At 59.9% G+C, this 11425-nt stretch carries 7 protein-coding genes; 1 reads left to right on the top strand and 6 read right to left on the bottom strand.

What is annotated here, in order from left to right:
• The first annotated feature begins 181 nt into the window (after positions 1 to 181).
• Positions 182 to 997 (top strand): class I SAM-dependent methyltransferase, encoded by an 816-nt coding sequence (locus tag A7V84_RS19115; protein ID WP_082833043.1) that lies wholly within the window; start codon positions 182 to 184, stop codon positions 995 to 997.
• A gap of 311 nt (positions 998 to 1308) precedes the next feature.
• Here the strand turns inward: A7V84_RS19115 and A7V84_RS19110 are convergent, their stop codons facing one another.
• Genes A7V84_RS19110 through A7V84_RS19085 form a run of 6 tightly spaced genes read right to left on the bottom strand, consistent with a single transcriptional unit; the run spans position 1309 to position 11421 of the window.
• Positions 1309 to 4176 (bottom strand): hypothetical protein, encoded by a 2868-nt coding sequence (locus A7V84_RS19110; protein WP_127070851.1) that lies wholly within the window; start codon positions 4174 to 4176, stop codon positions 1309 to 1311.
• Positions 4177 to 4232: 56 nt separating this feature from the next.
• Positions 4233 to 6935: a host specificity factor TipJ family phage tail protein gene (locus A7V84_RS19105; RefSeq protein WP_063492404.1), complete on the bottom strand. Its 2703-nt coding sequence runs from the start codon at positions 6933 to 6935 to the stop codon at positions 4233 to 4235.
• Complete coding sequence (locus A7V84_RS19100; RefSeq protein WP_063492405.1) at positions 6889 to 7311, bottom strand: NlpC/P60 family protein; 423 nt, start codon at positions 7309 to 7311, stop codon at positions 6889 to 6891. The genes A7V84_RS19105 and A7V84_RS19100 overlap by 47 nt, the downstream gene beginning before the upstream one ends.
• Positions 7308 to 7793, bottom strand: coding sequence for a DUF1833 family protein (locus A7V84_RS19095; RefSeq protein ID WP_063492406.1), 486 nt, complete (start codon positions 7791 to 7793; stop codon positions 7308 to 7310). Before A7V84_RS19095 ends, A7V84_RS19100 begins: the two co-directional genes overlap by 4 nt.
• A complete protein-coding gene (locus tag A7V84_RS19090; RefSeq protein WP_063492407.1) occupies positions 7790 to 8257 on the bottom strand; it encodes a hypothetical protein in 468 nt (155 codons plus the stop codon). The genes A7V84_RS19095 and A7V84_RS19090 overlap by 4 nt, the downstream gene beginning before the upstream one ends.
• A complete protein-coding gene (locus A7V84_RS19085) occupies positions 8254 to 11421 on the bottom strand; it encodes a tape measure protein (protein ID WP_063492408.1) in 3168 nt (1055 codons plus the stop codon). Before A7V84_RS19085 ends, A7V84_RS19090 begins: the two co-directional genes overlap by 4 nt.
• Between the last annotated feature and the right edge of the window lie 4 nt (positions 11422 to 11425).

The following is an 11425-nucleotide window of genomic DNA, read 5'->3' as shown; positions in this document are numbered from 1 at the left end:
CCCCGTGGTACTCGGTTCCATACACTTGCTCCTTTGATGGGTTTGCATTGCTGCCCTCCCGATAGACGAAAAAAAGCCCGCCGGAGCGGGGTCGTCAGTTACTAATCAACGCATCTGTGCAGATAATTAAGGTCGCTGCAATACAATCAATCCTCCTTCACTCCAAAAATTCTGGATCAAGATGGACGCCACTTCCCAAGAAAACGCACGCAAAGCAAGGACGCAGCACTGGAGTGCATATCCCGTCGCTAAGGCTCGCCGAATAGACAACATCTACAAGACGATGCCAACAGGCGCGCATGTTCGCGATGTCATGATCGATGCGCTTCGGCCCCTGCTACCTTCGGGCCGCGTTTTAGATGTAGGCTGTGGAACTGGCTATCTGACGATATCTCTGCACGACGCGGGCTACCAAACGACTGGTCTAGACGTCTCCAATGGGATGCTTGAGGTCTTTAAGGAGAATGCTGCCGGCAGGGATATCAGACTGATATTTGGCGACATCTTTGAGATGCGGCCCCCGGACGAAAAATTCGACGCGGTTACCTGCCGGAACGTGTTTTCCCACTACCCTGACTTCGGCGCCTTCTTGAAGCGCATCTCTGACTACGTCGCCGATGGCGGCCACATCATTTTCGATTCATTCAGCAGCGAAGCCATCGATACCGCGGCTGCCCTCCTGAGCCTGCCTGCTGACGAGGTTAGGGCCAAGGTCTTTGGGACTTTGGCACACTTCTCTAGGATCGAGCTAGAGGAGTTCTGCGCGAAGAACGGGATGCAAGTCATTGACCGCTACGCTTCTGCTTTTTTTCATCGCAATCCCCTTTTTGCCACCTTTATTGAGCCGATTGCCGAGTACGACGCCCAGCTCGTAGAGAACATCAACAATCCAGACGTCAAAAAATTCATGTCGTGGTTTCAGGCGTCTATTGCGGCAAAACTCCCCTCCACTCTGAGTGGGTCGGTTATCAACATCATTCGGAAATCTCCGACGTAAGACTCTCCACCTCCGCTCGAAGGCTTGCCGCTTTGGCATTCAATTCAGCAAGTAGGGAGCGGTCTTCTTGCTGTGCCGCTCCGGCCACTATTGCGCGAAGCGGGCGGACGCTCAACTGATCAATTTCGGTCAGTCTCATCTCAATAGCTGCGATAAGTGCGGCATTCGTATCCCCTAGGCGTTTGGCGGGCATGTTCCCCAGGCCCGCCCACGCAAGAAACTCCGCGTAATCTCCATTGAGTGGGTCGGCGGGGATAACCGCGTTGTCACTGAGCCGGCAGACTGCACCTGTGCTTAGAGTCATGTACATTTCAAAGCCTCGCTGTTGCTAGGGCATGCGCCCGACAGATTGCGCCGCTGGTCACAGCAGCATTGTTGATGATCGTTGCGCCACTTTGGCCGACAGCATCAGCAATCGCAGGCACGTCACCGCCACCCGTCACATTGCGCAGATTCCCACTGGCACCCGTGGTAGAAAAAACCGTCACAGTCGGAGTAGCCCGCATGGGAATGGGGAATCTCCAGACCATGTTCACCGCTGCCGAACTTTCAGCGCCACGAGACCGCTCCTGCAGGGCTCCAGCGTCTGTGACAGCGCCCGGTATGTCGGCGGGCCCATAGGTCTTATTGCAGTGCCTAGCGCACAAAATAGAATCCTCGGCAATCGAACGCGGCAGGGGCTGACTATCCACTTGCCCCAGAACACCATAGAAGCCCTCTATATCGACCCAGTGGTCTGCGCCGGCAACAGCAGCCCCACCAGTCATCAGAACCGAGAACCGAACCTGCTTAGCGTCCAGCGGTATGTCGTATCGGAATACCGCGTGGCGAGTGAAGGGGTCAACTGGAACAGCCAGGTCCGACGCCGTAACGTTGCCAACGGTGAAAGTTCCATTAAGTGCTGTTACGGCCTGCTCACTGGAGCTGGTTGAGTAGCTGAACCTCAAGAAAATATGGGAGTCCATGTTGGGGCTTCGGCGGATATCAAAGCCAACGGTAATCGCCTTGCCCGCGATCTCAGATGTCTCGCCCAACTCGAAGGTGTAGCCGAAGTTCACGGCGCCGGCGGAGTTCGTATCTCCTGCGATACGTTGCAGTCGGGTTGCGAACTGGCGTTTAACGCCATCCACCCTGGATATAGATGCTCCCGTCGAAGGGGAGCTCGTGCGACCAAGGCTCCAGCGCTCCGGGCCAAATACGCGACCAGCCGCAGATTCTCGGGTCGTTCCTTCGTTCCAAATCTGGAAGTCTCCGTTTACGAAGATGTTTCGCTTCGGGATCAGCCGGACAACTTCCTTTGCGTCGGCAGTCACAGTGGGGCTGTTCGAGATCAGAACCATCTGAAGGCTGTCCTGGTCCGCGCCCGCCTGGCCCGTTTCACCAGTCTGAAATAGACCGAACCAACGGCCGCGCTCATCGCGATGCATGAACAGCGGTCCAGTGGGCCAGTACGTCATAGCCCCAAGGTCCCGCCAGGGCGTGTTCCAGATTCCCACGGGATCCTCAAACGCCGCGCGCGCGTTGACCTTCATGTAGAGCAGTTGGCTCCCGCGGTCCATCAAAATCTCGCGCGCCTGGCGTGATGGGGCAAAGAGATAAAACGACCCGCGGTCGTAGATCAACGCCGGCGGGTTGCGGCCCGCTGCACTTGCACTCGCTACCCATGGCTCCCAATCGACCATATTGGTCGACTTGCTAACAAGGTACGCTGGCGCAGTCGCCACACGATTGTCGCGTATCACCATCAGCCATTTGTTCTCGGCGCCCACACGGCAGACGGAGGTTTCCGTCAAGCGCTCCGGCCCCATGTGGCTGAATATTGCCCCGAAAGTCCACGTGAGACCATTGTCCAACGTGACGAAGTACCCGGTAGCTGTGTTGTTTCCCGTCTGACCATAGACATAGGTGATCCATCCATCCGTGTCGTGCCCGCCCACAGAAGCGGGGTAGCGATGAATGACGCCGCCGTCAGCCGACGGCGAACATGGCGAGCCCCCTAGCGCTCCGCTAGGAAGGGTCAGAACAACCGAGCTCCAGTTGGCCCCGAAGTCATCCGAATATAGAAACACGGGCGCGTATTGGGAAGTCGGTGCACTAGCGCTGTACCGCCCCGCAAATACACCGATGCGCGTTCCACCCATAAAGGCGAAGTTCATGTTCCGCGCATCCAGTCCTGCTGCATCTTTAAAGATCACCTTTTCGTCGAAAAGAGTGGACCCGGCATCGTAAGTGCGGGCCATCTTGATAGATGAAGTCGTTTCAAACGTGTGATATCTTCCTTCACGCCAAATCAGCAGGGCTTGGCTCCGGTATGCAATGGGCGCAGTTGACGGTAAGGGCAGGAAGGCCGCGTTCAAGCCACGAACTGCGTCATAGCCGGCACTGATCGCTTTGAAGTGCGGTGCAGGATTAGCCCAGGGGTGAGCTTGGGGAAGATTGTGTTGGGGCATGTATTGGCCGGCAACGACAAAGGCACCATTGAAATAGTCGTTGCCGTTAGGCAGCGCTGACACCGCAAACGTCCGCCCGAGGAGATTGATGGGCTGACCGCTGGTACCCGCTTCCAGCGCAGCGAAAAACACTGTGTCATCAGAAACTCCGTCACCGGCAGCTCCAATGTCGTCTGCGCTTGTGGGAACTTCGAACAGCTTCTCTTCAACCGTCCGCGGTACGGCTCCTGCTACGTCACTTTCAAATGCGACGATGGCAGCTCCAGCCACTCCTGGACCTGCCGTGCCCAATTCCTGGCGCAAAGCTGCGTCCCCAATTGAGACGAAGTCGGAACTTTCATCAGCCCAATCTCCCGTAGTGGTATATGGCAAGCCCAATCTGGCGCCAGCGCGGTACAGCTCGCCATCTTTCCAGAAAATCTGGTTCCGCTCTGTGATCTTCAGGCCAGGCCGGTAGTCGCCGAGGTCCTGATAACCAGAGCTGATCAGAAATTGCTCAAATCGACTGGCGGCATTGGTCATGAACTGCTGAAAGCGCGCTACAGATTGAGCTATGAACAACGAGAACATTCGGCCGTACCCGCTCAGGGTGACCCGAGTTTTCCCGAAACGATCAAGCCACGTGTCTTTGCCCAGATCATTGACCGCGTCGTCCAGGTTCTGGGCGTTGTCCGAAAGATCCTTCGGGGACTTGCTCCCCATGGGATTCCCAGTGTTGTATTTGGCCATTCTGTCGCCCATAAAAAAACGCCCCTCGAAAGGGGCTGTGTTGAATCGTGAAAGGGTCAGCCTGAGGGCTGCTCGTCGTCTGAGGCGTAGACGCGGGGGTCGTAGTTTTCCGCTTCGACCTGGGCCGACTCCATGCCGCTAGGACGTATCCCGGTTATCAGGGCTGGGAAACACCAGCGCTCAACTGTGCCGAAATAGACATGCGGGGGATCTTGCTTGAGCGTCACCGCCGGCCAGGGCTGGGGAATATCGGCGAGGATGACGTACTCGTCATCGCCTGGCCGCGCCGAGAACGGGCCGGCGAGCGTTCCGTCTGGGCGTCGGTATGCCACCACATACTGAGCGTCTGGCTCCCAGTTGACCGGCTCGCTCACGTGAAGCAGCGCCGAGCCCCCAGCCGGCTCGATATGCTTGAGAATCGCTGACGCCCCGTAGCCAGGATCATCCCCGATCAATGGCACATAGCTGAGATACCGGCTGTTGAGCGCATCCATCTCTGTGGGGAACGAATAGTCCCAGCGCCTGTATCGCAGCTCGCGCCGACGTCGCATTCCGACGCGCCAGGCCCTGGTGCGGTCTGTCACGCCACGCAGCTGGATCTTGTCCAGCTTGAAGCCCTGATCCCCAGGCAGCAGGCACTTGACCGTTTCCTGGGCCCATGTCTCGCCATCGGTGTACTCGACTTCAACCCCGTCGAAGTCGTCTACGCGAGGGGCCCTGAACGCCCGGACGAGTGGCCCCGTCATGTTGTGGGGCGAGTAGGATTGCTCGAATTGCGCCCGCAACCCATCCCGAACGGGCAAGATCAGGCCATCGTGCACGGTGAACTCGGACATGCCTGCGCCCAGTGTGAGGTTAAGCGCGTCCTTGACCGTCGTCGCGTCATAGACGTGATCGAATGCCTCGCCGCGCGCAGCCCAGACTGCATGCAGCCGCCGCAACTCGTCCATATCCAGATTTGCATCCGTGTAGCCGATGCTTGCTGCGATGTGGCGGACAAATGCGGATATGTCACGCGTTGGCTGCGGCGGCGACCAGGCGCCGTCAGACTGAAGCCGGGGGAGAACCCGGGTGGCCACCACGTTGACCTGATTCTCAGATTGAGCGCCGAGCCGGCCGCCGCTTCGAATTCGGACCGACATGGTTGTCCAATCCGGATACTCATCCCGGGTGCTCAGCCGGGTGCGCAGCCCATACCACTGGATCTTGTCATTGACCTGAGTAGACGTGTCCTGAGCCCCGCGCCGACGTACCCTGACCTCGGGGCGGATCATCCCGCCGAAGTCGATCCGCTCAGTGAAACCGATCTGATCAAGCGTTGCGTCACTATATATAAGCAGCTGGGACGAGAACGCGCCGCCAGCGCGAGCATCTCGGTACTGGATTTCTACCCGAACCGACCAGTCACGCAGCCTGCCATTGTCTGCAACGTAGCCAAGCCCGCCCGGAAAGAAGAAGTCTGCCTCCATTGCATCGGTGAGCTCCCCCGGCGGGCATGCCAGGAACGTCCCCGACCAGTCGCCATAGATGGTTGCGGAATCTACCGACACCGACACTCCACCCTGGTACGGAGCGAACCCGCGCCAGCCGACCACATCTATATCGCCCTCATTCGCTACGACCTCGACCTGATTTTCAGCAGGAAAGGCGATAGCCCGGTAGCGCCGATTGCGAATAAAGAAGCGCATAGAATGCGTCCCAGGTTCCAGGGCATTGAACGGAACCCCGTCATCGAGCACCAGCGTGACCCAGCCCACACCATCCTGGTCGACCGAATAATCACGAATCTTGGCCGTGATGATCTCGCCCCCATAGCCGACATCGACAGTCATGCCATATCCGGGAGAGAGTTCGCGGAAATTGCCAGTGAAACGGTTGATATAGGTGGTTTCTGGGAACGTGCTGAACACGTCCCGCGACACCTCATAGTTCATATAGACGGCGATTGCCATCATCGTGCCAGCGCCCCAACCAGCGGGAACGGTGGCGCCGTGCATCGTCAGGAGCGCTCCGTCAACGTCATAGCTGGTAGCGTCAGGGTTGACCTCCGAAGAGAATTCAGCGCTCAACTCCAGGCCCGCCGTGCCCGATGAGGTCCCGCCAACTTCATCAGCGGTATACCAGTGCTCATGGCCAGGGCGCCCCGCCACAAGCTCGCCAGGCTCCAATATCTCGTACTGCGCATCATCACCCAGCGCGGAGAACGACGTGTTCCCGATCTTCACGTCGGCAGGGTCGATCTGGTAGCGCCCTGGGCCGACGCAACAGAGAAACTCCAGCCATTGCTCGCGGCGTCCAACAAAGCGCCGCCGCGGCGGGGTCAGGTAGTCAGGGAATCTCCGGAAGCGGCCCGCTAACTCAGGCACGACCTCGCCCAGCTTTGCTGAGTTGGCCGTGGCTTGGCTGTTCTCCAGCCGGCTGCCTTGCTCTGGGGATCGGTGCGACTGGCTGCGGCTCTTGGGCATCAGCCACCCGAACGCCAGATTGAACACCTTGCCGATGATCGAGCCGAGCGCTTTGAAAACCCCGCCGTTGGGTATCAGGCGGATCTGCACGTCGTCAGCTTGACGAATAACCACAGAGCTCCAGTCCTCGGCCGCCAGCCGCTGCCCGTTCCGCCATACCTCCACGGGCTGGATCTCGTGCGCTAGATAGTCGATCCCTTTCGAGCTCAGCCACTCGCCCAGCGTCACTCCCTCGGCGGCATGCTCCTCAATCGGCAAGCCGGGAAGCAGGCTCGGGTAGACCTTGATCGTCATAGAACATCACCTTTGTATATCGCCGCTCAAAATCAGCCATTCGCGTCAGGCACGGGCCAGTCGGCTCATCCGTCTCAAGGATCCAAAGCCGCCCGTCTGCCTCGACCACAATCCCGACGTGCACGCAAAGCGATGCGCGCCAGGCGGTGGCAATAGCCCCCGGTGCCGGCGCGACTGGATGCATGCCCTCCAGGACTGCCACGTTTTCGACCGCGCGGGTGATCGCCCGGAGGTCCCCCGGCCTGGCCTCGGCGCACAGGGGCAGCAGCGGCTTCCCGTAAAGCTCCGTGCGCGCCAGCCGGACAAGGCCATAGCAATCCAACTCCAGCGGCCCGCGCCCTCCTTTCACGTAGTGTGTTTGCAGGTATCGGTTCATCGCATGTACTTGAGCCCTGGAGCGTTTTCGACCGTGTAGCGCTGCCGCGGCCAGGCCGCATTCAGCAGGTCGTAGTAGCCCGCCTCGAATTGCGCCTCGCCATTGGAGAACTGCCCGCCCGTCATGGTCATCACAAGCGGCCGGCGGGCGGGCGCCGACTTGTCGCTTGCAAGGTATTCCCGATAGATGAGCGCTACCCGTTCGCCAGCCTCGAGCGCCGCATCGGCGTAGCGCTGGGCCACGCCGTTCACATTGGCCACGCCGAACGTAAGAGTCTGCTGGCCCGTTGCGTTGCTCGCCGGCAGCGCCACTTGGAGTGAGCCAGCCTCGAAGAGGTGAAGCTGCCCATCGACCCCAAGTTCGAGATCCTCAAAGCCAGCGCAGATCCGAATGGGGGCCAGCCCTGGAACGGAAATCTCCAGGGACGGGATGATCACCTCGTCATCAGGCGCGCTGGCATAAACGACAGCAAGGATCGTCATTTCGCCTCCGGCCAATGGTGATTCATCGCGATGTCGAAGATGTCGGCTTGCGCCGCAAAGCCCGGCAGCAAGCCCCACTCATCAGGCAGCAACGGACGCTCCCAGGCCTCCATTTCCGCAGAGACAGCCCAGCGGTTGAGCCCATGCTCATCCGGCCCCTGGTACATGCCTGTGAAGCGGCAGACCAGGACAGATTGGCCCAAAGGGGTGCGGCGCGGCATGTTGAACCACGCCGCACCGTCCTGCAGTGCAACTTTGAACCAGACCTCAAACGCAGCGGCCTGCGCATCATCAAAGATGAAGCGATAGCTGCCGATGCTTGGGACGCTCGTGAAAACCCGCCGCTGCCTTGCACGCCCATCCGCCATGGTCGTGCGACGGAATGGCTGGACGTGCCGAGTGGTTTTCCCTTCTCGCAAGGGATGGGGCAGCCCCTCCGGGTAGTAGATATCCGTCTCGATCACATGCCCCTCCTGGTCAGACCATAAGTGCCCTCAATCGCTTGAGATGCCCGACCGCCTCCGCGGATGTCTGCAACGAACAGCGCAATGACCTCCTCACCATCCGCACCGCGATAGCTCTCTACCTGGCCGCCACGATCAGGATTCTCGAAAAGCTGGACGACAACGCCCCCGGCAGAAGCTGGCCCAGCCCGAGTTGCATCCTTGTTGCTCACAACCTCGCCACGGGTGTTGGGAAGCAAGTACTGCTTCCCACTGGCGGTATTGAGGATCTCGGGCTTGCCGGTTTCGTTGATGCGATACATCTTGCCGGCCCCGACTGGGCCGCCGTACTGACGGCCGCCGGCCAAAGTAGCGGAAGCGGCGGCAACGGCAGGAGCGCCCAAGGAAGCAGCTGCCGCGCCGGATGCGGCCGCAACGCTAGGTGCCATTGCCGGCCCAACGATCGGAATGGCGGCAGTCGAAGCGAAAGCCGCCTGCGCCGCCAGCGCCGTATTTGCTGCAACCTGCCCGCTGACTGATGCCACATATCCAGCTGCTGCGGATGCCTGAGCAGCCTTGCCCATCACCCAAGCCTTGACCTGAGCGATGCCTAGCTTCACGTAGGAGCTCACCACTTCGTTTAAGACTGCCTGTCCAAGCATCTGAGCAGCTTGCGCCCCCGAGGTCATCCCAACAGCCAGCCCGGATATGACTTGCGCACCTGCTGCCCCCATCGCATCAAGACTCGACATGAGCGAGTTGTTCCACGTCGACTGCGCGCGGAAATTCTCCTCTTGCAACGCGAACATTGCGTCCCCGTGTTTCCGCTCTGCCTGCGCCTTCAGGTCAAGATATCGTTGATCCTCGATTGCCTTGGCTTGGTTGAGCTTGCGCAACTGAGCCAACTCAGAGTCAAAACGGGCCTTCTCACCCGCAAAAGGGTCAACCTGCTTAAGGGCCTCAAGATTCGCTTTGGCCTCGGCAGCTTGGTGCATGGCCTTGGCCAGCCCCTCGACCGCCGCGATCTGCTCAGGCGTGGCGTACTGGTTTAGGCTACTTTTGGCTTGCGCGACGGCCAGAGCCTCACCCTCGAGGCCCGCGTACATCAGTGATTCAGCCAGCTTGTCAATCGCCTTGATGTTCTCTGCTGCGGCCGACTTCTGCTCGGATACGGCTTTGGAGGCAGCGGACACCCCGCCCTTGAGGCGCGCTTGCGCAGCCTGAGCAGCGTCCGTCGCCTGAGCTTGCGCCCGGATCTGAGAGATCATTTCGGGAGACGCAGTGGTAAGCGATTTGATGAACCGCTCAGCTTGTTTCACAGCGCTGTTGCCGTCCTCAATGGCAGCCTGCCGCTCCCTGAGTTTGTTCAGATAGGCTTGCGCGTCGGTGTTGTCGAAGGCGTCATTGAGCTCTCCCTGGGCTGCCGCTGCATTGCGCGATGCAGCGGCAAGCTCGTCGTGCGCCTGCCGCAACTTATCCGCTTTTGCTCGGGCCTCTTCTGTGCCACGAGCGGCCTGCGCTGTTGTGGCGATCATGCCCGTCATCTGGCTGACCCACTCTTCGGATCGTCCATTCGCCTGGGCGTAGGTGCGCACCATACCCAGCAGCGAGGCGTCGAGGTCTTTGTAAGAGATTTCCCCCCGTTTGGCTTGGCCGATCAATTCCTCGATGGCGTTCGAATTGGCCGCTCTCCATGCGGCTACTGCCCTGGTTCCATCGGCAAGCGATCCGCGCGCCAATTTATCAAATGCCTTGTCGAGCTTCTTCAACTCGTCGGCCAGGCTGGACTCAGCTTTATCCATCATGACTTGGCGCTGCGCTTCGCCAAGCTCCTTCATTTTTTCCTTGACAGAGCCCAGCGTGCCATCCATTCCTTCGAGGCTGGCTGTCGCTTGATCGGAGCTGTCGCTGAACAGGTACATGCCGGCAGCCACCGAGGCCACCATACCGATGATCCCTGCGGGCCCGCCCAAGACACTCAGCAAGCCTGCGCTGGCAGTAGCCGCCGCCCGCTGAGCCGTGGTCAATGCTGCGGTGGCGGCCGCATTCGCGGCCTGTGCTGCAGTGAGGTGGGTGTAGGAACCACCCAGGGCCGCATTTGCTTGCGCTTGGGCCAAGGCGGCCTGAGTGGCGCTGACGCGGGCCTGGGCCTCAACCAGAGCAGCAGAGGCGGCCTTCCTTGCCGCCGCACTGGCTGCAACGCTCGACAGCGCCGCCTGCCCAGCGCGGGCAATGTACAAAGCCAGTGCTCCAGCCCCTGCAGCCATCAGCCCCTTTGCGATCAGGTCTATGTTCTCCGCTACCCCTTCAATCGCAGAGGAAAGAATGCCTGTGGCGCCGGTCGCCTGATTAGCCTCACCAACATATGCGGCCAGGTTATTGCGGAGTTTGGTAAAGGCATCGGCCACGGTAGTGGCCATGCCTTCGGCTGCAGCCTTGTTTGCGCCAACAGACCGCAGCAGGCCCTCGTTGAGCATCCGGGCCGATATCTCCCCGCTAGCGCCCATCTTTCGAATTTCAGCCTCGGTCTTCCCCATCGCCGTGGCAATGTCACCGACGACAGTCGGGATGGCCCCCACAATGGTCAGCCAGCCGATGGCGTCGACCTTGCCCTTGTTAAGGGCAAGGTCATAGGCTCGGATGGTGGATTGGGCGCGATCTGCCGCGGTGGCGTTCTTGACGAATGAATAGCTGAGGCTATCTGTGATATCCAGGGCTTGCGAGGTGCTGTACCCCATTGCGCGGATGCTGTCGGCGGTCTGGATATAGACCTCCTGGGCCTCAGACATCGCGCGGTAGGTGGTGTTTGCAGTCGCCAAAAGGCGCTGCTGCACCATCTCGTACTCTTCATGGGAGGCGGTAGCCATGCGCACTCGTTCTGCCATGGCGTTATAACCGTCTGCCATCTGGATGAGGCTATTGACGCCCTGCAGCGTCAGCAGACCACCCAGCACCTTGCCCAGACCGCCCAGCGCCGAGCTGGCGCCGGAAGACTCGCGGCCCAGGCTTTTGACGGCCGCAGCCGTCTTGGTCAGCTGGAACTCGGCGGCATTCGCGGCTTTGTCGGTTCGACCAAAGGTCTTGCCTAGGCTGTCCAGGCTTGAGTCTGCCGGTTTAATGCTGTCCAGCAGCTTGGCCGTGTCGGCCTCGACCGTGTAATAGATAGTGCCGACGTTCTCAGACATTTTT

The organism is Bordetella trematum (assembly GCF_900078335.1).
In the GTDB taxonomy this organism is placed as follows: domain Bacteria; phylum Pseudomonadota; class Gammaproteobacteria; order Burkholderiales; family Burkholderiaceae_B; genus Bordetella; species Bordetella trematum.
The sequence above is the reverse complement of the archived record's forward strand: the minus strand, read 5'-3'. Positions and strand labels throughout refer to the sequence as shown.